18 protein-coding genes and 1 tRNA gene are annotated in these 24,035 nt (G+C 40.7%); 2 read left to right on the top strand and 17 right to left on the bottom strand.

Annotation, left to right across the window (positions count from 1 at the left end):
* Positions 1–24: 24 nt before the first annotated feature.
* The 4 genes from QOL76_RS05210 to QOL76_RS05195 all read right to left on the bottom strand — a co-directional run bounded on the left by QOL76_RS05210 (position 25) and on the right by QOL76_RS05195 (position 4,096).
* Positions 25–1,710 carry a sodium:solute symporter family protein gene (locus QOL76_RS05210; RefSeq protein ID WP_283411973.1) on the bottom strand — a complete coding sequence of 562 codons (1,686 nt, stop codon included), beginning with the start codon at positions 1,708–1,710 and terminating at the stop codon, positions 25–27.
* Between the two features lie 19 nt (positions 1,711–1,729).
* Complete coding sequence (locus QOL76_RS05205) at positions 1,730–1,993, bottom strand: DUF4212 domain-containing protein (protein WP_283411972.1); 264 nt, start codon at positions 1,991–1,993, stop codon at positions 1,730–1,732.
* Between the two features lie 186 nt (positions 1,994–2,179).
* Entirely contained in the window at positions 2,180–2,935 is a 756-nt protein-coding gene (locus QOL76_RS05200) for a ZIP family metal transporter (RefSeq protein ID WP_283411971.1), read from the bottom strand.
* Between the two features lie 90 nt (positions 2,936–3,025).
* Positions 3,026–4,096 (bottom strand): FAD:protein FMN transferase, encoded by a 1,071-nt coding sequence (locus QOL76_RS05195; RefSeq protein ID WP_283411970.1) that lies wholly within the window; start codon positions 4,094–4,096, stop codon positions 3,026–3,028.
* 122 nt (positions 4,097–4,218) lie between these two features.
* Here QOL76_RS05195 and ruvB point away from each other — a divergent pair, with 122 nt between their 5' ends.
* The gene (ruvB, locus tag QOL76_RS05190; RefSeq protein ID WP_283411969.1) at positions 4,219–5,253 is read left to right on the top strand and encodes a Holliday junction branch migration DNA helicase RuvB; all 1,035 of its coding nucleotides are present in this window, start codon (positions 4,219–4,221) and stop codon (positions 5,251–5,253) included.
* A gap of 97 nt (positions 5,254–5,350) precedes the next feature.
* Here the strand turns inward: ruvB and QOL76_RS05185 are convergent, their stop codons facing one another.
* The 7 genes from QOL76_RS05185 to dapF all read right to left on the bottom strand — a co-directional run bounded on the left by QOL76_RS05185 (position 5,351) and on the right by dapF (position 14,773).
* Positions 5,351–6,001 carry a response regulator transcription factor gene (locus QOL76_RS05185; protein WP_283411968.1) on the bottom strand — a complete coding sequence of 217 codons (651 nt, stop codon included), beginning with the start codon at positions 5,999–6,001 and terminating at the stop codon, positions 5,351–5,353.
* 23 nt (positions 6,002–6,024) lie between these two features.
* A complete protein-coding gene (locus QOL76_RS05180; protein ID WP_283411967.1) occupies positions 6,025–7,881 on the bottom strand; it encodes a tetratricopeptide repeat-containing sensor histidine kinase in 1,857 nt (618 codons plus the stop codon).
* An 85-nt stretch (positions 7,882–7,966) separates the two neighbouring features.
* Positions 7,967–8,734 (bottom strand): S1/P1 nuclease, encoded by a 768-nt coding sequence (locus QOL76_RS05175; RefSeq protein ID WP_283411966.1) that lies wholly within the window; start codon positions 8,732–8,734, stop codon positions 7,967–7,969.
* 62 nt (positions 8,735–8,796) lie between these two features.
* Complete coding sequence (locus QOL76_RS05170; RefSeq protein WP_283411965.1) at positions 8,797–9,987, bottom strand: M20 metallopeptidase family protein; 1,191 nt, start codon at positions 9,985–9,987, stop codon at positions 8,797–8,799.
* Positions 9,968–10,513: a hypothetical protein gene (locus QOL76_RS05165; RefSeq protein WP_283411964.1), complete on the bottom strand. Its 546-nt coding sequence runs from the start codon at positions 10,511–10,513 to the stop codon at positions 9,968–9,970. The genes QOL76_RS05170 and QOL76_RS05165 overlap by 20 nt, the downstream gene beginning before the upstream one ends.
* 7 nt (positions 10,514–10,520) lie before the next feature.
* Positions 10,521–13,901, bottom strand: coding sequence for a preprotein translocase subunit SecA (gene secA / locus QOL76_RS05160; protein ID WP_283411963.1), 3,381 nt, complete (start codon positions 13,899–13,901; stop codon positions 10,521–10,523).
* A 98-nt stretch (positions 13,902–13,999) separates the two neighbouring features.
* Positions 14,000–14,773, bottom strand: coding sequence for a diaminopimelate epimerase (gene dapF / locus QOL76_RS05155; protein ID WP_283411962.1), 774 nt, complete (start codon positions 14,771–14,773; stop codon positions 14,000–14,002).
* Between the two features lie 232 nt (positions 14,774–15,005).
* Between dapF and QOL76_RS05150 the strand changes: the two genes are divergently transcribed.
* The gene (locus tag QOL76_RS05150; RefSeq protein ID WP_283411961.1) at positions 15,006–15,473 is read left to right on the top strand and encodes a pyrophosphohydrolase domain-containing protein; all 468 of its coding nucleotides are present in this window, start codon (positions 15,006–15,008) and stop codon (positions 15,471–15,473) included.
* Here the strand turns inward: QOL76_RS05150 and QOL76_RS05145 are convergent.
* The 6 genes from QOL76_RS05145 to QOL76_RS05120 all read right to left on the bottom strand — a co-directional run bounded on the left by QOL76_RS05145 (position 15,468) and on the right by QOL76_RS05120 (position 23,977).
* Positions 15,468–16,334 (bottom strand): mechanosensitive ion channel family protein, encoded by an 867-nt coding sequence (locus tag QOL76_RS05145; protein WP_283411960.1) that lies wholly within the window; start codon positions 16,332–16,334, stop codon positions 15,468–15,470. The genes QOL76_RS05150 and QOL76_RS05145 overlap by 6 nt on opposite strands.
* A 73-nt stretch (positions 16,335–16,407) precedes the next feature.
* The gene (locus tag QOL76_RS05140; protein ID WP_283411959.1) at positions 16,408–18,927 is read right to left on the bottom strand and encodes a hypothetical protein; all 2,520 of its coding nucleotides are present in this window, start codon (positions 18,925–18,927) and stop codon (positions 16,408–16,410) included.
* Positions 18,928–19,022: 95 nt separating this feature from the next.
* The gene (locus tag QOL76_RS05135) at positions 19,023–19,760 is read right to left on the bottom strand and encodes a tetratricopeptide repeat protein (protein WP_283411958.1); all 738 of its coding nucleotides are present in this window, start codon (positions 19,758–19,760) and stop codon (positions 19,023–19,025) included.
* Entirely contained in the window at positions 19,757–20,347 is a 591-nt protein-coding gene (locus tag QOL76_RS05130) for an RNA polymerase sigma factor (protein ID WP_283411957.1), read from the bottom strand. Before QOL76_RS05130 ends, QOL76_RS05135 begins: the two co-directional genes overlap by 4 nt.
* Positions 20,348–20,501: 154 nt before the next feature.
* The gene (locus tag QOL76_RS05125) at positions 20,502–23,729 is read right to left on the bottom strand and encodes a CHAT domain-containing protein (RefSeq protein ID WP_283411956.1); all 3,228 of its coding nucleotides are present in this window, start codon (positions 23,727–23,729) and stop codon (positions 20,502–20,504) included.
* Positions 23,730–23,893: 164 nt separating this feature from the next.
* Positions 23,894–23,977: transfer RNA gene (locus QOL76_RS05120), tRNA-Leu, on the bottom strand.
* Positions 23,978–24,035: the final 58 nt, after the last annotated feature.

Below are 24,035 nucleotides of genomic sequence, written 5' to 3'. Positions count from 1 at the left end.
AATCTGGGTAAAATATCTACTAATTTAATGATCCTGTGCCTTTCCAGCACCACGTGGGATCCTTATTTCCTCTACCATGTCCTGTACCTCCTGAGGTGGCGGGGGGGTCAAGTGAGAAATAATACCACATACTAGAAAATTAAGGATCATTCCTATAGACCCAATTCCTTCTGGAGACACTCCAAACCACCAATTATCCGCAGTATTCATCTCTGGGCTGATAAATTTGAAATAAACGATATAGGCAATTGTAAATACCAAGCCGGTAATCATGCCAGCAATAGCGCCTTCTTTGTTTATTCTCGTAGAGAAAATACCCATGATAATTACCGGGAAAAAGGATGCGGCCGCTAAGCCAAATGCAAAGGCCACCACCTGAGCGACAAACCCAGGAGGATTCACTCCGAAATATCCTGCAAGAAGTACTGCTCCAGCAGCTGCAAAACGTGCAATTCTCAGCTCTTTTTTATCAGAAATCTCAGGTCTGAAAGTCTTAAATAAGTCTCTGGAAACTGAAGTAGAAATCACCAATAATAACCCAGCAGCTGTAGATAGTGCAGCTGCCATCGCTCCAGCAGCTACCAATCCGACTACCCAGTTTGGAAGCTTGGCAATCTCCGGACTTGCCAACACCATAATATCTCTATCAATCGTCAGCTCGTTTGCATCCTGATCCGCGACATACTGGACTTTCCCATCTCCATTCTTATCATCTACTTTGATCAGGTCTGTTTTTTGCCAAGTGGCAATCCACTCTGGAAGCTCAGAAATATTCTTCTCTGAAGTTGTTTCTATAGCATTATACATTCCAAATGCAGCTATCGCAGGAGCAGTGGTGTATAGAATAGCAATAAATACCAAAGCATAGCCCGCAGAAAGTCTTGCATCTTTTACTCTAGGGACGGTGAAAAAGCGAACAATCACATGTGGCAAACCAGCCGTCCCCACCATCAAAGCCAACGTGATCATAAACATGTCCGTGATACTTTTCCTTCCGGAAGTATAAGCAGCAAAACCAAGCTCAGTGAGCACTCCATCTAATTTATCGAGAAGCGGAGTTCCATCTGCTACAGATCCTCCCAGACCAAGTTGAGGAATCGCATTTCCTGTCAGCTGCATAGAAATGAAGATCGCAGGCACCATATACGCGAAGATCAACACACAATACTGAGCTACTTGCGTGTACGTGATGCCTTTCATTCCACCCAAAACAGCATAGAAGAAAACTATGCACATCCCGATGACCACACCCCATTCGATAGGAACTTCCAAGTATCTGGAAAAAACGATTCCAACTCCCCGCATTTGCCCAGCCACATAGGTGAAGGAGATAAATAAAGCGCAGATCACTGCAACCACCTTAGCAGTTTTAGAATAATATCGGTCTCCCACAAAGTCCGGAACAGTGAATTTTCCGAATTTCCGAAGATAAGGAGCGAGTAGAAGTGCAAGCAAAACGTACCCACCAGTCCAGCCCATCAAATAAACCGAGCCATCATATCCCGCAAAGGAAATGATGCCAGCCATAGAGATAAAGGAAGCGGCAGACATCCAGTCTGCAGCGGTTGCCATGCCGTTTGCCAAAGGTGAAACGCCTCCACCAGCAACGTAAAATTCTTGGGTAGATCCAGCTCTAGACCAGATAGCAATGCCAATATAAAGTGCGAAAGATAAGCCTACTAGAATGTAGGTCCAGGTTAAAATTTCCATAGTTTTTTAGCTTAAAAAGTTATTCCTCGTCCACATCAAATTCCCTATCCAACCTGTTCATCCGAACTACATAGACAAAAATCAGAATCACAAAAGCGAAAATTGATCCTTGCTGGGCAAACCAGAATCCAAGCTTGTATCCGCCAAGTCGAAATTCATTAAGTTCATTGACGAAAAGAATGCCGCAGCCGAAAGAAACGATAAACCAGACGAGTAAGAGTATAAAAAGTGTTTGGAGGTTTTTCCTCCAGTAAGCTTTCATTTTGTCATTGTGTGTGGGCATATTTTGGGATTTAGGTTGAGAACGTAATAATCCCTTGAAACTAGTCAATGCAACCGTAGGAATGCAAACTGTTTTCTGTGAAATATTCAAAAACTAGCCGTATTGGAAGAAAATACTAAGTTCTGACAAACTTAGCAGATACAATTGTGAATTAAACCTTCAAAAATGAGTGCTATAAAGAGCTAATCATTTCATAAAAAACTCTGACAGAATTGCCAGACCAGCAGCGAGAAAACTCACTAACAATTTGTTGAGCTGAAACTTGTGATGAGGGCTGCTTTCAAAAAAGATCGTGGTAGAAATATGCAAAAAACCTCCTGCTACTAAACCGTATAAAATTCCTATTCCTTGTTTTTCGAGAATTCCACTTTCAAATAAAAATGAACTTGACATCATCCCAAGCGGTGAAGCCAAGGCAAAAAGCGTCAGTAATAGTAAAGTTGTCTTTTTACTCAAAGAACTGGAAAGCACCGCTGCGAGTGCAAATGCCGCAGGACCTTTGTGTAGAATTATCCCCAGTAACACCGTTTTGCTATTGTGCACATGACCAAGGACATGCTCTCCTTGATCCATCAATTCTCCATGGGAAAGCAACGTACCCTCCAGAAAAGCATGAATAAACAAGCCTACCATAATGGTCATCATCGCTTTGCTGCCCTGATGCACATGTGCGTGAATATGCCCATGCTCAACGCCACTGGACCAGAATTCCAGCAATTGCTGTAGCAAAAATCCGATCAGAATGTATAGACCCATTCTTTTACTGGAAAATCCACTGTCAAAGAGTTCGGGCAAAATATGGAGAATGGTAATCGCAAAGAGATAGGAACCTGCAAATACCAGAACCAGACGGAAATATTTCTCTCTGAAATTGGGAGCGAAAAACACCAATGATCCGGAGATCATTGCTGTGAGAAATAAAAGTAAAAATTTGAATTCCATCGGCCTGAGTTACTTTTCTTTTTTCTATTGAAAAGGAGAAAGTGATAACTCAGGCAAAGGTAATAAAATTCAATAATGTTGCATTTAAAATTAATTTTCCTGTACAAAAGACAAGAATGGCTTTAAGCTTTCACTTGCAAAAGTCTTAAATCCTCCTTGCCCATCATCGTAAATCAAGAATACTTCTATTTCACTAAGTGCAGAATCCAAGGCGATGGCTTTGTCTTTTCCCATCACCATCATTGCCGTAGCATAGGCATCTGCAGTCATGCAATTATCGGCCAAAACAGTCGCACTGAGCAACGTATGATTAACAGGATAACCTGTGGCAGGGTTGATGGTATGTGAGATTTTTACAGAATCACGCACATAGTAATTTCTATAGTTTCCCGAAGTAGCCATTCCACGATTTTGCAAAGCGATGATACTGATCAAGTCTGAGGCATTGGCGGATTCCTCTGGGCGATTAACACCGACTTTCCAAAGCTCACCTTTTTCGTTTGTCCCGTTAGCCACAAGCTCGCCTCCGATTTCCACCAGGTAATTTGATACTCCTTTATTTTTCAAAAACTCAGCAACTACATCGGACCCATAGCCTTTTGCGATAGCAGAAAAATCCAGGTAAATACCTGACACTTTTTTGCGAAGCTGCTTTTGATCAAACTCTATTTTTGAAAAGCCAACAGTAGTGAGCAGGTTTTTGATATCCACACTGTCTTTCAGCTCTGGTCCGCTTGGTCCAAATCCCCAGATATTAACAAGAGGTCCTACAGTCGGATCAAAAGCTCCATTTGTATTGTCGAAAACAACCTTAGACTGCTGCAATACCGGAAGTAAATAGGGCAAGTTAAAATCCAGCGTGTCTCCTTGATTAAACTGGCTTAGTTCGGAGTCTGGGATGTAAGTAGAAAGGCTTTGATTGAAAACCACCAGAAGTGAATCGATAGAATTTTGTAAATCGCGGCTTTCCTCATCCAGATAGGTGATGTTATAAGTTGTCCCCATGGTTTTACCCGAAAGAGTCATTTTCCCAGCAACCGCAACTGTAGTTTCCGTTAATTCTGTCTCGGTCTTGTCACGATTGCGCCAGGAGTAAACCAGCATAATAGCAACTAGAAGAACAATGGAATAAATGATGTTTTTACGGGCGTTAGGGCGCATGAGCTTATGAATTTGAGGGCAAATTTAAGGCTTATTTTTTGGTTTCGCAGGAAAGCTAGCAATTCAAAAAGGGAGAAGAAGGCGTTCGTATTTTTCTATATTTGTGTGCGTACGGACAAACTATGAGAGAAGATTATTTAAGTGGCGATGACGAAAGTCTAAGCCCAAAAGACAAGGATTTCGAGAAAGCATTAAGACCCTTAAGCTTTGAGGATTTTACGGGGCAGTTCAAGATCGTAGAGAATTTACGGGTATTTGTACTGGCTGCAAAAAACAGAAATGAGCCATTGGATCACGTGTTGCTGCATGGCCCTCCAGGCTTGGGCAAAACAACGTTGAGTCACATTATCGCAAATGAGCTGAATGCTGGCCTAAAAATCACCTCGGGACCAGTACTTGATAAACCCTCTGATTTGGCAGGTTTACTTACCAATCTGGATGAAGGTGATGTGCTATTTATAGATGAAATCCACAGGCTAAACCCTATTGTGGAAGAATACCTGTATTCGGCGATGGAGGATTTCCGGATCGATATCATGTTGGATTCTGGTCCTAATGCCCGTTCGGTTCAGATTTCTCTCAGTCCATTTACCCTCATCGGGGCGACTACTCGCTCTGGTCTGTTGACTTCACCGCTCCGTGCCAGATTTGGGATCAATTCCAGATTGGAATATTACGATGCTAAGCTATTGACAGATATAGTCATGCGTTCTTCCGGGATTTTGAATACGCCAATCGATGAAATTGCAGCATATGAAATAGCCAGAAGGAGTAGGGGAACACCCAGAATTGCGAACATGTTGCTTCGAAGAACACGTGATTTTGCAGAAGTAAAAGGCAACGGAACGATTACACTGGAGATTTCCAAAATCGCTTTGGATGCACTGGATGTAGATATGAATGGCTTGGACGAAATGGATAACCGAATTCTGCTGACTATAATTGAAAAATTCAAAGGCGGGCCAGTTGGACTAAGTACGATCGCTACTGCATGCAGTGAGGAAGCGGAAACCATCGAGGAAGTGTATGAGCCTTTTTTGATCCAAGAAGGCTATTTGAAAAGAACAGCACGTGGTAGAATGGCAACTGAATTGGCTTATAAGCACTTGAAAATTAAACCAGCTCAGGGAATGGGCGGGTTGTTTGAAGGGATGTAAGAAAGTAATGATTGAATTTAAAATGAAGAATTAGATAGGTGAAACAAGGCAGCGTCTACACATTTTAAATTCCTTAATTAGCAATTTTAAATTTACATCACCCCTCAATTATCCGATTCTTAACCGCCTTCTGCACTGCTTCGAGCTTGCTGTGAACCTGCAATTTCTGGTAGATATTCTCCGTGTGCTTTCGGACAGTTTTCGGAGAGATAAACAAATTTTCACCGATCTGATTGTAATTCAAACCTTTTGATGTCTGCTCCAAGATCTCGATTTCTCGCGGCGTCAACTTGATCTCCTCCACCGGTTCTGAAAAATCCGGAGGATTACGCAGAAGTTTTAAAGCCTTCATTGCTACTGAAGGAGTCATTGCTGCTCCTCCTTCTAAGGTATCTATGATTCCCTGCATTAACGTTTTTGGGTCCACCTCTTTCAAGAAATAGCCATTTGCACCGGCCTGAATTGCTTTGAAAATATGCTCATCGTCATCAAACACCGTCAACATGATGGTTTTGATCTGTGGATATTTCTGGGAAACCTGCGCGACGGCCTCAATTCCATTCATCTTTGGCATTTCTATATCCATCAGAATCAAGTGAACATTTGAGTCTTTCTCCAATTTTTCCAACAGCTCCAAGCCATTAAAAGCAGAGAATTTCACTTCAATATTTTCAAAAAATGAAAGTTTTTCTAAGATGGTTTTGAGCAGAAAACTGTTGTCCTCGGCGATTGCTATTTTTATTGACATTGATAATAGGTTTTAAAAAGCACCTAAAAGATACAAACTTGTGTGCCTTGACCAAGGGCAGATTCAATTTTCAATTCTCTCCCGATTCGCTCAGCACGATTACGCATATTAGCTAGGCCATTTCCAATCCCTGCTTGATGTATGCCTTTGCCGTTATCTTCGATGCAAACACGGATTTGCTCATTATGCTTAGAAAAAACAATTTTAATTTGACTTGCTCCAGAGTGCTTGATAGCATTATTCAAAGCTTCCTGAGCCACGCGATAGTAATTCACTCCTTCCATAGAATTGAGTAACAAGTCCATTTCTAAGTCATCAGGAATTTCCAGCTCAAAATTGATTTGAGGACAGGCAGACTTTGCTTTTGCGATCAAACCTGCTAATCTAGTCTGTAAATCACCCAAGCTGATATTATCCTTATTCATTGCCCAGATGGTATCACGGAGCTCATTAACCGTCTCCACTGTAAAGGCAGATATCTGGTCAATTTTCCCCGCCATTTTCTCCTTACTCAGCTCGAAGTATTTTAGATTGTCCAAGGAAGAAACGATGAAAGTCAACTGAGCACCTATATTATCATGAAGGTCTGAGGAAATTCTATTGCGCTGCTCATGAAGCTGCTTTTGAGTTTCCTGCTCGGCGTAGATTTGCTGCAACTTAGCTTCCTGCTCCAAGTGCTTATTTTTAGTTTTTTGACGATAATAAATGAAAAAGGCTACGCCTAGAATTATCAATAGAAATACCACAAGTAGTAATATCTGATTGTTCCTGTTTTTGACCAGTAACTCATTTTCTACCAATGCGGCACGTGATTCGGCTAGCTCTCTTTCTTTAGTCTGAACCTGATACTTTGCCTCCAATTCTCCCAGCATTTTCACTCGCTCTTCCTTGAAGATGGAATCTTTCAATGTGGAATATTGCTCCAGGTAATCCATTGCACTTGCAAGATTTCCCTTCGCCTTATTGAACCTGTATTGCTCCTCCAAGTAATCCCGCATTTTCTCCGTAGATTGACTTTCCTCTACATATTTGTAAGCAGAATCCATCATTATCTCCGCTTTTGAGAAGTCGCGAAGTTTGTAGGCAATTGTAGCCAAATTGGTATAATTAGCTGCCAAACTATATTGATCCTGATCCTTCCTATTGAGGTTTATTGCAGTCTTTATCCAGGATTCAGCTTCATTGTATTTTTCTTGTTTGAGAAGTGTGTTGCCTATATTATTGAAAGTAAACGTAATTCTGGAACTGTCTAATTTATCTATGTTATCGAAGATCTTATAGTGGTAATAAAGTGCTGAATCCGGCTTGCCCCAATCGTCAAAATTTATCCCAATCGCATTTAAGGAAAAGGCTACAAAAGTTGGATTCGCTTTAGTAAAATGTGTGAGCAATTCATGGGCTTTCTTTCCATATTCCACTCCCTTGGCATAATCCTCCATATCATGATAGACCACAGAAATATCCAACAGGGCATAACCCATATAATTGCTATCTAGTCCGACAGTTGCATTTTCTAAGCCTTTTTGTGAGTAATATAAAGCTTGATCCCAGTTGCCGGAATTTGCCTCCAAACGATTCAATCGAATATAACACAAGCTGATCAAGTCATTGCTTAGCTTAGGATCAAGCAGAGAGGCGCTCTTTAGAAAAGTCTTATGAGCTATCTCATTCTCAAATGCACGATTATACTTTTCAGCGACAAAAAAATAGTAGATCCCGCTGTCATTCGCCGAATGTAAATTCTTCTTTTCGAGTTCGAAAATAATATCGACAGAGTCAGGGTTGGAATAGGTCCTACCAAGCCGTTTCCTCAGGTCCTGAGAAAAAGCTGTTGAACAAATCAGAATAAAGAAGAGACTTAGGGTGTAAAGTCTTTGCATTTATCAGCGTTTATGACTGTTAAAATACAAAAAAATGCCGTTGGCCTACACAGGTCCCACGGCATTTAAAGAAATATTTTTATCCCTACCCGTAGATTTCTTCTAAAATCTTTGCCAAGCGTATGCTTGCGGCAATTAATCTTTCTTCGATTACCTCTCGGGTATCGTACCCATAATTATAGGAAAGCTTCTTGCTTTCTGGAAGGTTGTAAACCATCGGTCTCAAGGAAACTGCTTCTGCAAGCCAGGTATCCATCCTATCTGCGCGATATCCAGCAATCAAATCCTTATTAATACGTCTAGAAAGTTCATCACCGATTTCGGTATAATTCATATTCCAGCCCTCAATTATACTGGAATCCCAAACTGCATGGAGATTCGTAGGTTTACCGAAATAATCAACCTTCACATCGTTTCCACCACGGTCTTCACCAGTTCCCACGTGTAACGGTTGGTGAATATCCTCTACCATATGAATGAGCATTTTAAGCATTTCAGCCTCCTTTTTCGGATCAAGACCACCAGCCTTCAGCTCTTGTTTAATTCGATTAATTTCGGCATAAACATTTCCACCTCTCTCCTGAATGGATTCATCATATTCCCCTGCGACACTAGTCATATAATGCCAGGAATTAGCATAATCAAAGGATCTGTCAGACTTAATCTCATCCATCCAAGTTCCGCTTCTGCCTATAGACATGGGGTATAGAACTTTCTCGACCTTCTTTCGAACAGATCTTTTCATCTGCTTTTCGGCCATATAGCCGATCAAATAGTGGCCCAACTGCCCCCAGGCAAAGCTTTGCGTAGCTATAAGTAAAACAAAAATTGCGGTAGCAAGGAATTTTTTCATTTTCGTCTAGGATGAGAAAGGCGAAGATACTTCAATAAAGAGAAATGAAGGTTATTGTAAGGTTATGCTTTTTCAAGTTCTGAAACCGCCAAAAATGCCATCAATCCTGCACCTATCTCCAGTGCATCTTCATCAATATCAAATGTAGGGGTGTGTACACCGGAAGTAATTCCTTTGGACTCATTTCTTGTTCCCAATCTGTAAAAGCAACCTTCTACTTCCTGTGAATAGAAAGCAAAATCTTCAGCCGCCATCCAAATATCCAGGTCAAGTACATTTTCCTCACCTAGGTAAGCTATTGCCGCCTGATGTGATCTATGAGTCAGTTCAGGATCATTTTTCAAAAATGGATACCCTTTCTTGATCTCAAAATCTACTTCTCCACCCATACCCTCTACAATACCGTGAGCAATTGATAGCATTTTCGTGTGAGCTTTTGCTCGCCACTCTTCATCTAGTGTGCGGAAAGTACCTTGAATCTTCACTTCATTCGGAATCACATTCGTCGCTCCCAATGCCTCCACTCTACCGAAAGAAAGCACAGATGGTATCTTAGGGCTTGCGGCTCTACTTACCACTTGCTGCAGAGCAACAATCATATGGGAAGCGATCAAAACTGGATCTATCAAGGTCTCAGGCATTGCCGCATGACCACCTTTACCTTTCACCGTAACATAGATTTCATCAGCACTTGCCATGTAAATTCCAGGTCGGAAGCCGACTTTGCCAACTTCTATAAAAGGCATCACATGCTGACCGATTATTCCATTTGGACGTGGATTCTCTAGTACTTTATCAGCAATCATCAAAGAAGCCCCGCCTGGAGCAACTTCTTCGCCTGGTTGAAAAATCAATTTGATTGTGCCCTCAAAGTCATCTTTGACTTCATTTAGGATTTTGGCAGCACCTAATAAAGAGGCAGTGTGCGCATCATGTCCACAGGCATGCATGACACCTGGGTTCTTAGATTTATAGGAAACATCGTTTGCCTCAATGATCGGCAGTGCGTCCATATCCGCTCGAAGAGCTATAACCCGTTTACTAGGGTTTTTGCCTTCAATCAATGCTGCCCACCCAGTATCCGCTTTGGATTCTATCGTGGTAATTCCGATTTCCTGAAGCTTTTCCTTTACAAAATTTGCCGTATTGAACTCTTGAAAAGAGAGTTCGGGATTTGCATGAAGATGACGACGGTTTGCAATTACTTCTTCTTTATAGGCCTTAGCCAGAGATTTAATTTTGTCCTTCAACATCTTCTTGATTGAGTTCGTTTAGCGTCTTGAATTCTTCACGCTGAAAGCGATCTTGAATAATTCTCGCTGTTGGGAATTGTGTTTTTACTTCTGCGAAGCTTTTTTGAGCCTCTATTTTGTGTGCATACTTTCCAACTTTCACCAAATATCTCGGCTGTTCGTATTGCATTTGTGGTGTCAGATCAGGAAAGTTCATGGTTAAATCATCACGGGTTTTGAAAGCTTTGTTGCGATCAATACCTGAATAAACCAAGACGGAATAGCCATTAAAGTATGGCTCAGACTTATTTTTACTTACCAAGCTTGCCTGAATCTGATCAAGTTGTTCATCGATCGCCTCAGTAGATTCTGCGGATTCGAAAGATGATTTGGAGCTCATTTGCGCACGGTAATCCGGGTATACCGGAAGAGAAGCAGTAAGGTTCTCCTGATAATTCGCATAGCTGGAGGCAGAACTAGACGTTTTGCTAGTGGTTTTACAACTCGCTAAAATCAATACCAATCCTAAAATCCAGAAAATTCTCATGCTTTGCTTAATTGTCGATGATTACACACTTTCCTTCCTGCACATCCTGTTCCACACTTTTATATTTCACGTCAGATTTGGTAGTTCCATTTGTGTATTGAACAGAAACTTTGTCATTTCTTCCGTAGGCTTTATCAGATTTTCTAGGAGCAACTACCTGCGGAGCTGGTCTTCCAGCATTTGATGCTGCGACTGCTGCACGGTTTGCACCTGGGTTTAGAGTGCTTCCTGCCTCAGCTTTAGAAGCTTGTACTTGAGGTTCTGAAGTATGTTGAGGAGCTGCTGCATGCACATGATTTGGATCTTGCTTAGGCAAGTCTGCCCTAGTCAAGAATGTGGTCATGTCCTCATTCAGCTTACCGATGAAGCGTTTGAACATTTCAAATGCCTCGAACTTGTAGATCAACAGCGGATCTTTTTGCTCATAAACGGCATTTTGTACCGACTGCTTTAGATCATCCATATCTCTCAAATGCTCTTTCCAGTTTTGATCAATGATAGCAAGTGTTACATTTTTCTCTATCGCTCGTACTAGCTCTCGACCTTCAGAGTTAATTGTCGCTTCAAGATTTGCAACTACTCCGATTTGTTTGATTCCATCAGAAATCGGAACCATGATATCTTTCACAGTAGCTCCTCTTTCCTCCTGCACTCTCTTGAAAATCGGAAGAGCTGTACTCATCATTGTTTCGCTTTTCTTCTGATAAGCCTCAAAAGATGCAGTATATAGCTCTTGGGTCAATTGACCTGCGTCCTTGGTTTTGAGGTCATTTTCAGTGACATTATAATCTATACCCAAGGTAGTGAATACGTTCATTCTGAAATCCTCAGGATCTGCTGTTGATTTGCCCATATCCACTAAGCCTTCACATACATCATAGAGTACGTTCAGAATATCCAGCTCAAGTCTTTCTCCTTTCAGCGCATTTCTTCTTCTCTTGTAAACGACTTCACGCTGTGAGTTCATCACATCATCGTACTCAAGTAGTCTCTTTCTGGTGCCAAAGTTGTTTTCCTCCACCTTTCGTTGCGCACGTTCGATAGACTTGGAAATCATGCTGTGCTGAATCACTTCTCCTTCTTCAAGGCCCATTCTATCCATCAACTTTGCAATACGATCGGAACCAAATAGACGCATCAAGCTATCCTCTAGTGACACGAAGAACTGGGAAGAACCCACATCACCCTGACGTCCAGATCTACCTCTCAGCTGTCTATCAACACGACGGGATTCGTGGCGCTCTGTACCTATGATGGCCAAACCGCCAGCTTTTTTAGCCTCTGGAGAAAGCTTAATATCTGTACCACGTCCAGCCATGTTAGTTGCAATAGTTACCGTGCCCGCTTGACCGGCAATGGCAACCACATCAGCTTCTCGAGCGTGCTGCTTTGCATTCAATACCTGATGTGGAATCTTCTTTAAAGTAAGCATTCTACTCAGTACCTCTGAAATTTCTACCGAAGTGGTACCCACCAAAACAGGTCTTCCAGCTGCAACTAGCTCATTGATTTCGTCACCGACAGCGTTGAATTTCTCTCGAACAGTCTTGTAGACTTTATCTTCTCGGTCAGCTCTGATAATCGGCTTATTGGTAGGTATTACTACTACATCCAATTTGTAAATTTCCCAGAATTCCCCAGCTTCCGTTTCCGCTGTACCAGTCATACCAGCCAGCTTATGGTACATTCTGAAATAGTTCTGAAGGGTAATGGTAGCGTAAGTCTGCGTGGCATCTTCCACCTTCACATTTTCCTTCGCTTCGATGGCCTGGTGTAATCCATCAGAATAACGACGACCTTCCATCACACGACCAGTCTGCTCATCTACGATCTTCACTTTTCCATCTACCAAAATGTACTCAGTATCCTTCTCAAACATACAGTATGCTTTAAGAAGTTGATTTACAGTATGGATTCGTTGTGCTTTTACGCTGTAATCTTTGATTGCCTCCTCTTTACGGACAAGCTTTTCGGTATCTGAAAGACCTTCTTCTTTCTCCAAATCAGCAATCACAATTCCGATATCAGGGAGTATGAAGAATTCTGTGTTTTCATTTTTAGTAGTCATCGTCTCGATACCACGATCTGTCAGATCGACTACGTTTGTTTTTTCATCTATAGTAAACAAAAGTGGCTCATCTGCCTCTGGCATTTGACGCTTATTGTCCTGTAGGTAATAATTTTCTGTCTTCTGTAGAATTACTCTAATGCCTGGTTCAGAAAGGTATTTGATCAATGGCTTATATTTTGGCATACCACGGAATGCACGGAATAAAGCCAAGCCTCCCTCTTTTTCATTGCCATCAGCAAGCATTTTCTTAGCCGAGGTCAAAAAGCCCTGAACCAACTTGCGTTGCTCATCAACAAGTGTAGCTACTCTTGGCTTCATGTCATCAAACTCGTGAACATCGCCTTTAGGCACAGGACCAGAAATAATCAATGGCGTTCTCGCATCATCAATCAAAACGGAATCGACCTCATCAATCATTGCAAAATGATGCTTGCCCTGAACCAAATCTCCGGCTTCACGAGCCATGTTGTCTCTCAGGTAGTCAAATCCAAATTCGTTATTGGTACCATAAACGATATCTGATTTATATGCCTTCTTTCGACCGGCTGAATTTGGAGTGAATTTATCAATACAATCCACCGTCAATCCGTGGAATTCAAAAAGTGGCGCATTCCATTCAGAATCACGTTTTGCCAAATAATCGTTTACAGTAACAATGTGTACACCACGTCCTGCAAGCGCATTCAGGTAAGCAGGTAGAGTCGAAACCAACGTTTTACCTTCACCTGTGGCCATTTCGGCAATTTTACCTTTGTGAAGCACCATACCACCGATCAGCTGAACATCGTAGTGAACCATGTCCCATACAACTTCAGAACCGGCGGCCATCCATCTATTATGCCAGATCGCCTCATCTCCTTGTATTTCTACATTCTGCTTACTTGCAGATAGCTCTCGATCACGGTCATTCGCTCTTACAATTAGCTTTCCGTTTTCTTTAAAACGTCTCGCTGTCTCTTTTACGACCGCGAAAGCTTTCGGCAAAACGTTATTTAAAACAACCTCAAGTGCTTCATTTCTTTCTTTTTCGACCTGATCGATCTGATTGAAAAGCTGATCCTTCTCATGAATAGCTTTCACAGGCAAGTCTTCTACCTTAGCTCTGATGCTACTGATTTTATCATCAAACTCCTTTAGGTGAGTGTTGATTTCAGCTTTAATTTCCTCCGTTTTAGCACGCAATTGGTCATCACTGAGGCTCTTTAATCCAGAAAAAACATCATTAATCTGCTTGACGATTGGGAGAAGTTCCTTAATATCTCTGTCGGACTTGGTTCCAAATACTTTTGCAAGTCCTTTTGCTATTATATCTAACATGCTAGCTTATTGTAATTCTACTTTGAGGCTCAAAATTAAGCCCTTTTTGTTATAATTGATAATAAAACGAGTTCATCTAAAGAGAACTCAAAAATTTGTCAAACACTTATTTTTCCGGCAAAAACCTGCTGAGCGGGCCCAATCAACCAGACTTCTCTGAAACTTTCATTTTCGGAAGCTTTAAATTTCACTGATAATTGACCGCCAAGGGTTTTTATTTTTATCTCGGCTGCTTGCTGGTTTTTTCCAAAGGCAATTGCAGCAGCAGTAACTCCAGTTCCACAAGAAAGCGTCTCGTCTTCAACGCCTCTTTCATACGTACGGACAAAGATTTCATCTTCACCTATTTTCTCCACGAAATTCACATTGGTGCCTGCTGGAGCATACATTTGATCGTAGCGTATGGTTTTACCTTCTGCGAAAATAGGATAGTTTTGAACATCATCTACAAAGCGAACATGGTGCGGAGAACCTGTATTAACAAAGAAATCTGCTCCTTTATTATCCACGCCTGCTACATCTCCCATCAACAGCTGCACCAAACCATCTATCAAAATCGCCTTATGAGCTCCATCGATGGCCAGGAAACTCGTCTTTTTATCCAAAATCCCTAGAAATGCGGAAAATGCAACTGCACATCGTGCACCATTGCCGCACATACTCTGGCTACCATCGGCATTGAAGTAGATCATTTCAAAATCATAATCTTTATGATTTCTGATCAAAATCAATCCATCAGCGCCGACTCCGAATCTTCTATCACAAAGCTTTGAGACTAGATTCAAATCAGAATCGTCAAATTTCTGGTCACGATCATCGATCATGACGAAGTCATTGCCGGTTCCTTGATATTTATAAAATGAAATTTCCATGGAAAATTATTGTGAATAGTGGGACAAAAACTCATCCAAGCCAATGTATCACCACAAACTTAAACATCTTGTCACAAAATCAGACTTATTGTCTGATTCTCAATTTTAAAAAAGACAGAAAACTGTCTTAGCTAAATTCTTATTCTCCTGAGGGTAGTTAGAATTCGCAGGGCAAAAGTCCGGAAAACCGGTTCTTTTTTAGTTATTTCAGGCTTTCAATTATTACAAAATTATGCAAGATCCTAAGTCACTTACCTCTGTAGCTTTATTTCACGAAACTTTCAAACACCCGGTTTTACCATCTCCAACTATCCCTGAGAAAGTTAGATGTGATCTTAGGGTTTCTCTTTTGGCCGAGGAACTGAAAGAGCTGGAAGAGGCTATTGCAAACAATGACTTGGTCGAAGTGGCTGATGCGCTTTGTGACTTGCAATACGTATTGTCTGGGGCGATTTTGGAGTTTGGACTTGGCGAAAAATTCAAAACGCTCTTCGACGAAGTCCAACGCTCTAATATGAGTAAAGCCTGTAAAACAGAAGAAGAAGCCAAAGCAACTGTGGCGCACTACAATGCAAAAGGGACAGAATGCTTCTATGAAAAAGAAGGAGATTTATTCTTAGTGTTCAGGGAAGGCGATAGAAAAACACTGAAATCAGTAGCTTATTCTCCAGCAGATTTAGCTGGAATTATCAAATCATAAGGAATTAGGGACGGAGGTTTTCAACTCCTTACCCTGATAATTCTTCAATTCTATAATTCGGGCCGGCATATTAAAGCCGGCCTTTTCTAATGCGGTCAACACCATCAAAATCGCGCTGCTTTTAACAATAGCGTCAGATATCGCTCGATCAAATGTGTTAACCCAAAAAGTTACCTGAATATTCAGTGTGCTTTCTGCCATCTCGGTTACCCACACTGAAGGTAATTTGGAACTATCCAACACGCCAGGCACCTCTACGATTGCAGACTTGATCACTTCAATAGCGGCATAATAATCCGAGCCGTAATCCAATCCCACGATAAAATCATAGCGAAGAAACCCATCTATGGTAAAATTGATCAATGGATTTTTCAGGATTATCCCATTTGGAATAAAAACATCTTTTCCGTCGCCAGTTTTAATCTGAGTATCCCGAAGATTCAAAGTCAGCACCTGACCTCTCATCCCGTTAATATCAACTATATCACCTACCCGAAATGGTCTTTTGAAAGCCAGAATAATTCCTGCCAAGAAATTTTCTCCAATATCTTTTAATGCAAAACCTATGATAAAGGCAGAAATCCCAGCACCTGCCAACATTCCTGAGATGACACCTGTCAACCCTATAATCCTAAAGACGACCAGCAAGCCAATCAGAATCACAATAGAGCCAAAAATTCCCGCTAGAAAGTTCGCAAGCAGATCGTCATCCATTCGCTTTACCAATCTTCTACTTAAAAGCGTTCTTGATTTCCTGGCGAGAAAAAGGAAAATCAGAAAAGTGGCAAGAGCGATTCCTCCTATAATCAGCCAATGCTTTACAGTAGGCCAATCAGTAGACAAAAATTCTAATTCTTTCATAGGTCTCAAAATACGAAAAATAGCACCGAGTGTTTACTCGATGCTGTCTAAACTTGATCCTGTGCTCCTAAAGCTATTTCAACGTGATAACTATATTTGCTTGCCCTCCTGCTGCCAAAGATCCGGCGATCCACCCAGGAATAGCGTCTGGACACTGCCCACTACACCAAGTCGCTCCTAAAGAATAATAATAACTGTTTTGATAAATATAATATCGTGTGTCACCAAGTGGCCATCCGTAATAACTTGGCGGGTACCCTCCATTTAACCAAGAAACGGTTCGCCCCTCATAGGGATGTTTATAGGACGTTTTGAATCCGTAGGTTGTCACGGTATAAGATTTTGCATCTGGATTGACCGGGACAATCACTAGTGCATGTACACCATTTGAAAATGCACCGGGTACTACTTCATATAAATAATCCTTCGCCGTCACAGGGACATTAAGTATGATTTTCTTCGGATCGTTATTGACTTTCACTTTCCCTATCACTTCTTCTCGTAGGACCCATTCCCCTGAACCAGGAACTCTGAAATAAACACTGGCTTTGATCTCTTCCTCTCCTTCTTTGATATCTCCATCCAATGCTTGATAATTAATCGCATTGCCTCGAGTAGTTGCAAATGTGTTTTTTCCGTCAAACATTCCGTACTTCCCTTCTGTGGACCATTCCACTTTGTACTCTAAGGCTGATGTACTGACAATGTCATTGATATTATCACTTCGTTCCAAGTAAAGTCGCACGGAATGCTTCTCCTTCCCGCTAAGCGTAATGCCATCTGGCTTCATCAGCAGTTTTTGCTTTTTGACGTTTATCGTTGCGGTAGCGTCACCTATCAATGATAAGTCAGCACCTTTTTTAATAAAAACTTCTACCGTAACTGTTTCAAAATTATTTTCAGCTAGGTCGGCCGGATTTACCTCACTCCTGAAATTGACAGTGGCTGAAGTTGTTTCTATTTTAGTGCCTTTGGACGCTCCGGCTGCAATCAAGCCATATTTACCAGTAGTGGACCAAACGTAAACAAACGACTGTCCATCTGACAGCTGTGTTTGCGTGTCCGCTTTCAATGCCACGTTAGCAAATGGAACAGTAGATTCTTTTCCAGGATTAATTTTGACTTCAGATCGACGCGCTTTTGCTGTGAACTCCACAATCCGGTCTGAAAGGATCAGCTCAGTGGTGAGTTTGCCCATATCCAAAAGTTTCACGCACATCTCTACCGCCTTGATTACTTTCAGATATTTTTCAACAGCAGCAGCATTAGTATAATCACGATTCAAATCAATCCAAGTAGGCTTATTCAGGTTTTTATACTTATCTACAACTTTTTGAATAAATAATTTTTGAAATTCTTGGCCTCCCTTATCAACCATAAATTTCACGAATTCTTCAATCCCCTTTTTAAAGTTGCCACTTAGAACTAGATCCATGATTTGTGGCGACTGAGAAATTGTAGCTTCGAAAGCCTCAAAAGCAAAACCAGCATCTCCAGTTCCTTTGATCTCAGAAATTATCTCAGTAATAATGGGTAGAGCATAGTCCACATAAAATTGCTTTAGCATCAATTTCTGCCAAGCAGCATTTTCTTCAGTGGTCATGGTGAGAGAACCGGCAGGCCTAAAAGCAGAACCAACTATGCGTACCTTATAAATCGCCTCATCTTCATTATCTCCCAAAGACAATAAAATCGGCTCTGATTCCTTTTTTGCATATTCCATTCCCTTACCAGAAATCTGATCCACAATAGTACCAAGCGTACTGCTAAATCCTTTGGTACCATCTACGTCATGAATAGATTTAGCTGCTTGAGTTGGCCCAATTGTCGGGATCAAAATCACCTCTTCTTTAGATCCTTTTGCCTTATAGGCAGTTTTATAGATAAATGCTTTCCCTAGTCTACGGTAGTGATTGGCTATTTTTATATTCAGGAAATCATGTTCGAAAATTTGCATACCGCTTTGAAAACCAGTAGGGTCCACGTTAATTTGCCGCGCTCGCATATCCAAAACTTCTCCATCCTTACTATACTCAGTCAGCAAAGCTGTCAAGTCCTGCTCAAACTTGAGATTTTCGAGATAAAGTAAATCGTTCTTAATTCCTGTAGCCACTTTTGCCTTAAATTCCTCATAGCCAGGCAGCGGCATAGATGGGTTCAAAAATTCAGTGACCACCGCATCGGGTAAGTAAAATACTCCAGCTCCCAAGTAGAATAGCGCCTGGGCGGTAGTCTCAGCATTTATAGATTTATTTTTTTCGTTGAGAACACCCATTAAAATCAACTTATTCGACTCATCGAATAAAAAAGCCAATCTAGTTACACTATCTGGTAAAATTGCTTTGGATTTGCCATCAGCAGCTACCGGAAATGTCATCAATCCCGTAGAGACCGTTGCCTTGGATAAATCAAAATTGACACCTTGAGGGAATGAAACTGCTACATCCACAGTTTGTGCAAGTGGGGAGGATCCTCCAGTAGGAGGTTTTGTAGGATCTGGATCAGGGTCTATAGGACTTTCCGGATCGCTACATGCAAATGCCAGTATCGAAAAAAGGAGGCAAATCCATTTAGTGAGTTGTAAATTTTTCATGGTAAAAGTAGTTTATACTTCTCCATCGAAATCTTTTACAATAGGTCATCAAAACTTTAAAAAATAATTTCCTTATAAAAACTTATGCATTCCTCTTACTTGTCTTCTTTCTCCAATATGGAAATTAGCATTGTTGACTCTTCTCGATCAGCGGCATCGAGCAAAGGAATAGCTGCTTCAAAGTTACCTTCTTTGACCATAATCAGTCCTAAGTACCAATTGGCATCCTTGTAAAAATAACTTTCTTCTGTGCCCGTGACATTGCCTAATAGCTGCTTACTTTTTTGAAAATCATCTAATTCCAGATAAGATAGCCCTAAGAAGTAATTAAGTGTATCACTTGAAGGATTATCGGCTAATAACTTGTCCCATCGATTCACAGCTTCACTGTATTCACCTAATTTGAAATCCACCATACCTCTGGCAAATTCATAATCGCCTGCTGATGACATCGTGGAAATCAGCCCTGGATCGGTATGATAGTAGGACTGAAAAATCTTTTCTTGTGAGGAAATGGATTGAGTTGCCCACCAGATTCCAGCCAGAATAAACAGACTGATAGAGGCCGCTATTGCCCAATACATCAGGTGAATCTTGTTTTTTTCTGGTTGGACCTTTTCTATGTCCATATGGAATACATTCAGTTTTTCCTTCAATGCTGCTCGTTGAATGCCCTCTCTGAGATCTCGAATTTCTTCCACATTGATTCTAAAATCTTCCTCATGACTCAGACGGGCTTCCACTTTTGCTATACTAGTGGAATCTAGATTCCCATCGAGGTAATTTTCAATCAACTCAAAGTCTTCAGACGATATTTGCGCTTTATTATTCAACTCTCTTTTTCTCCTTCCTGTATGATATTTTTAAGCTTCTGCATGCAGCGATATTTGTTGTTTTTGGCCGTTTGGGCTGTCCAACCCATCGCCCTTGATACTTGAGTCAACGATTCTTTTTTGAAATAAAACCTTGTCAGAAGTTCATGACAATCCTTGCCAATTTTCTGAAAAGCATATTCTATTTTTAAATAGTACGCTTCCTTATCATGTACTTCAAGATTCGGAAAATCGGTTATATCTCGCTCTTCAAGGGGTACTGTCTTTTTTGTTTTAGACGATCTTAAGTGATCCAACCATTTGTTCTTAGCAATTTGAAATAGGTAGCCAACGAGGGCAGATTCATTTTCCGGTGCAAATTTCCCCGATCTGATATTCGTCCAGAAAGAAATAAATGCATCTTGAAATATATCTTTTGCCTGATCTTCACTACCACTATTTCTCAGTATAAAATGCTGCACTTTTGGAAAACCTAACTTATATATCGACTGTAACACAACATTATCGTTATTGATAATTGCCTTAGTGAGTTCCTCCTGTGAATAAGAATTAAAAATATCCTTTGGCATACTTGTTACAATTGCCAAGAAGATACAATTAAATGTATTTCAGCTCAAGAATATTTGAGGAAATAGATCAATAGACATATGCTCAGCTTCTAAATATTAGGATTGAGATTATTACTTCCCTTCACAATTAAGATTGAACTCATTATATCATCGGCCAAAGGCAAAAATGTCATCAACCCTTGGGATTTTTGAATAGTTTAAAAACAAACCAACTTCCAATCAAACCAAGAAGAATTAAAGTGACTATCCAATACATAGGAACCGGTTTCTCCAACGCTAAGGGCTCAGTAGATCCCATGACAATTAATCCTGCCCAGAAATTCGGAGCTAATGCGCGACTTTCGGCAGTAGATAGGTAATTCAGCTTCGCGACTCTTAATGCTTGATCTTTAGTCAAGCCCTTGGCAAGATTTTCATAAAAATCCATTGCAATATCTGAGCTAGCATGTTCGTCTATTTTCCAGATACCCATCAGCATGCTTTTACTTCCTGCATAGTTAAAAGCATGCGCCAGCGAAATCATCCCCTCGCCTGGTGAATAGGAAGGTTTTCCAGATTCACACGCAATGAGTACCGACAACTCCGAACTCAAATCCATCGCATAAATATCCTTCACGAAGAGCGAGTTCTCGTCTTCTGGATGATTCGTTGACTTCGCGAAAAATAAACGAGAGAGATTAGGACTAATATTATTCGATTCTGCATGAGTTCCGATATGGATAATCTTGTGCTTTCCGGCCTCTAGTTTAAATCTATTCACAGTTGATTTTTCATCTGTAAAAATCCTACCTCCAAAAATTTTAGAAATCCCTGCGACAAGTTGTTTGGTAAAAGGTTGGGGCAAAAGAGTCAGATAAGCACGATCAAGGGTCAGCGAATCTTTCACTTCCCTGAGGTAGCTCTCTTTCATTACATCAAAAAACCCGGGAGCAAAAGCCACGAATTCGGATTCATACGAAGCTGATTTCCTACCATAATCAAACAAAAGTGTGCTATAATGGTAAGAAAAGCTATGCGATGCAATCAGGCTTTTTGTCGCTAATTCTGAATAACGATGAATGCGTTGTGGGGTCAAAATCTCAAAACTCAAATTAAATAGCAGACCATCCGGAACGATCAGCACATGCTCAGTAGTTATGTAGGGCTCTAAAGGCTTCCAAAGTCGGTCATATAGCTGCTTCAAATCAGCGGTCGATTGCTTTTCATCAGACCAATTGTCTTGCAATCGGTTCAGAATCGTTGCAAGGCCTTCAAACTCCAACTCTATAAGTTTCTTCTGATCATGCTTCATTACTAATGCCTTCAGCTCCGTTCCAACAAAAAAATATCGGATCACAGAAGTGTTATTAGGGATTGATTCCTGGATTTTATCAATAGATCTTTCCAAACTTGCGTACCTGAAATCATAATAGGTTGAGTATTGAGTCCTTAGGTTTTCCACAAATCTCTCCCATTCATGATTCGCTAGGAGATAATTTTGCACCCCATCTACTTCATTATTAAGAGCATTTTCAAGTTTTGATTTTAATGCTTCTTCTTCCTCAAAAATCTCAATTGGCACATTTGCAAAGCGCAGCTGTCCATTTTGTTCTAGCCTCAGACGGATCTTTTGATATATCCCAGATTCGTGTAAGCTTAGCAAATCCTCAACATAAGACTCGTCGTTGGTCTTTTGATAAAGCTCAAAAGTCAGTTGCTTCAAGAAATCAAAATAATCCTTATTGTCCTGAATCAGCAGATTTACATCATCCTCGGATTCCAAAAATGTTTTCCTCCTCTCCAGAAATTCAACTCCTTCGTCTAATTCACTTACCAGAGACTTCAAAAAGGCTGGACTTTTTTCCGTTTCCAAGTAATATTGAGACTTCACTTTAAGCAAAATTGCCTGAGGCTTTTTCAGATTTACACGGATAGAGTCCAGTCTTTCGGTTTGATTTACAAGATGCATTTTCAGGATTTGCAATGCCTCTATACTCAGATTTTGAGCCTTTCTGTAATTTCCAGAAATGAATGAAACATCTGCCATGCTCAATGATTGATCAAAGAGTTGGAGACTAGTCCCATTTCCAATTGTATTTAAATATTGATATGCCTTAGAGGCAGTACTTTCCGCTAGACTTTGGTTTCTATTTTCGGCTAAAAACTTACTATAGTTAGTTAGAAACTCGAGGTAAACAAGGTCAAAATCACCGCCAAGTACATTTTGATATAGTGCATCTGCCCGTTGATAGTATGTCAAAGCTAATTCATCATTTCCCTCATAATCTTCCACTCTCGCCAAGGCATTCCATCCGTCAGCCTCCCAAAAGTCTCGGTTTCCAGCAATTTGCTTCAGTCCATCCAAACCCGTCTGAAGGATAGCTCTGGCATCTTCCATTTCAAACATTTCATAGTATAGCTGACCCAAGAGAATTTTGGAATTGATTACTTCTTTATTGGCTAACCCAAATGAACTCAACTTCTTAGAATGAGCATATTCAAGCAGATTTTTAGCTTTTTGAAAATTCCCAAGTTCTTTATAAATGCCTCCAAGGTTATCTACCGCTTGTAGGTAAAACTCTAAAGTTTTATTCTTTTCCGCTGGATCACTCAATGAATCTTTATAGAAAACAAGATTACTGAGCACCTTTTCCATAGACTGAATTGCTTGGCTCATATGGCCTGAAGCACTCTGAACCCCGGATAGATTATTGTAAATCAGGGCTGTTCGATAATACTTATTTCTTGGAGTTTGGTTCAGCAGAGAGATCGCCTCAAGGCATTGTTCATAATAATACTCTGCTGAATCTAACTTGGAAGAAAAATAGGAAAGGTTGCCCAGATAGCTATTTGTGAGGTAAACCGACTCTGGATCTGGGTCTTTTAAGAGGAAATCAAGTGCCTCATGGAGATGCATTTTGGCAGATTCCAGATCCATTCGATTGATAGAATAGGCGCCAAGATTCATCTTGATCTTTCCCTTTTCCTTATCACTAACTACTCCTTGGCTCTTTATCGCAGCATCGAATGCTTTGAGTTCAAACTGATATGCTGATTCTGTGTCGCCAAGGTATTCATACCAATTGGCCGCAGTCATCCAAAGGTCTTTTTGATAGATAGGGCCAGGCATTTGCTTTTCCCATCCCAAAATCAAATCATCCATCATTTGAATTGCCACTGGATACGCATGAATCTCTAGTAATGCTCTTCCATATACTTCCAAATAATCAGGTATTACTTCCTGTTGCTTATTCTTTACTACTTCTGAAAGAACTTGCTTAAGCTCTTTTAACGCAACCGCTGCTTGATCCTTGGAGATCAAACTATCTAAAGACTTTATTCTCGAATCTAAAGTCTGCCCTTCTACCAAAAAAGACAAAAGAACGAAAAGTAAAGAAGTTGCATATTGCAGAGGTTTCATTTAGATAAGAGGCTTCTTTGAAAAAAGGATGCAAATTATATCCCTTAAAAGTTAGAAATAATCCGGGTGAAAAATGCCCAGACAAATTCACATCGGTCAAAATGAATAAAGTCATCAAAAAAGTATTAAAACACAAAAAGCCCCACATTTCTGTGAGGCTTATGTACCAGGAGCGGGAATCGAACCCGCACGGCCTTACGGCCACAAGATTTTAAGTCTTGCGTGTCTACCTATTCCACCATCCCGGCTTCACTCCAGCTTTTTGGAGCTACTGTTTTCTTGAAACAAGAAAGCCCTTGAATCAAG

The sequence above is a fragment of the Algoriphagus winogradskyi genome (assembly GCF_900182815.1).
Lineage (GTDB): Bacteria > Bacteroidota > Bacteroidia > Cytophagales > Cyclobacteriaceae > Algoriphagus > Algoriphagus winogradskyi.
The sequence above is the reverse complement of the archived record's forward strand: the minus strand, read 5'-3'. Positions and strand labels throughout refer to the sequence as shown.

Bases quoted from the DNA above. Each gene is read 5' to 3' on its own strand.
- QOL76_RS05210 (WP_283411973.1), bottom strand. From the start codon at position 1,710: ATGGAAATTTTAACCTGGACCTACATTCTAGTAGGCTTATCTTTCGCA.
- QOL76_RS05205 (WP_283411972.1), bottom strand. From the start codon at position 1,993: ATGCCCACACACAATGACAAAATGAAAGCTTACTGGAGGAAAAACCTC.
- QOL76_RS05200 (WP_283411971.1), bottom strand. From the start codon at position 2,935: ATGGAATTCAAATTTTTACTTTTATTTCTCACAGCAATGATCTCCGGA.
- QOL76_RS05195 (WP_283411970.1), bottom strand. From the start codon at position 4,096: ATGCGCCCTAACGCCCGTAAAAACATCATTTATTCCATTGTTCTTCTA.
- ruvB (WP_283411969.1), top strand. From the start codon at position 4,219: ATGAGAGAAGATTATTTAAGTGGCGATGACGAAAGTCTAAGCCCAAAA.
- QOL76_RS05185 (WP_283411968.1), bottom strand. From the start codon at position 6,001: ATGTCAATAAAAATAGCAATCGCCGAGGACAACAGTTTTCTGCTCAAA.
- QOL76_RS05180 (WP_283411967.1), bottom strand. From the start codon at position 7,881: ATGCAAAGACTTTACACCCTAAGTCTCTTCTTTATTCTGATTTGTTCA.
- QOL76_RS05175 (WP_283411966.1), bottom strand. From the start codon at position 8,734: ATGAAAAAATTCCTTGCTACCGCAATTTTTGTTTTACTTATAGCTACG.
- QOL76_RS05170 (WP_283411965.1), bottom strand. From the start codon at position 9,987: ATGTTGAAGGACAAAATTAAATCTCTGGCTAAGGCCTATAAAGAAGAA.
- QOL76_RS05165 (WP_283411964.1), bottom strand. From the start codon at position 10,513: ATGAGAATTTTCTGGATTTTAGGATTGGTATTGATTTTAGCGAGTTGT.
- secA (WP_283411963.1), bottom strand. From the start codon at position 13,901: ATGTTAGATATAATAGCAAAAGGACTTGCAAAAGTATTTGGAACCAAG.
- dapF (WP_283411962.1), bottom strand. From the start codon at position 14,773: ATGGAAATTTCATTTTATAAATATCAAGGAACCGGCAATGACTTCGTC.
- QOL76_RS05150 (WP_283411961.1), top strand. From the start codon at position 15,006: ATGCAAGATCCTAAGTCACTTACCTCTGTAGCTTTATTTCACGAAACT.
- QOL76_RS05145 (WP_283411960.1), bottom strand. From the start codon at position 16,334: ATGAAAGAATTAGAATTTTTGTCTACTGATTGGCCTACTGTAAAGCAT.
- QOL76_RS05140 (WP_283411959.1), bottom strand. From the start codon at position 18,927: ATGAAAAATTTACAACTCACTAAATGGATTTGCCTCCTTTTTTCGATA.
- QOL76_RS05125 (WP_283411956.1), bottom strand. From the start codon at position 23,729: ATGAAACCTCTGCAATATGCAACTTCTTTACTTTTCGTTCTTTTGTCT.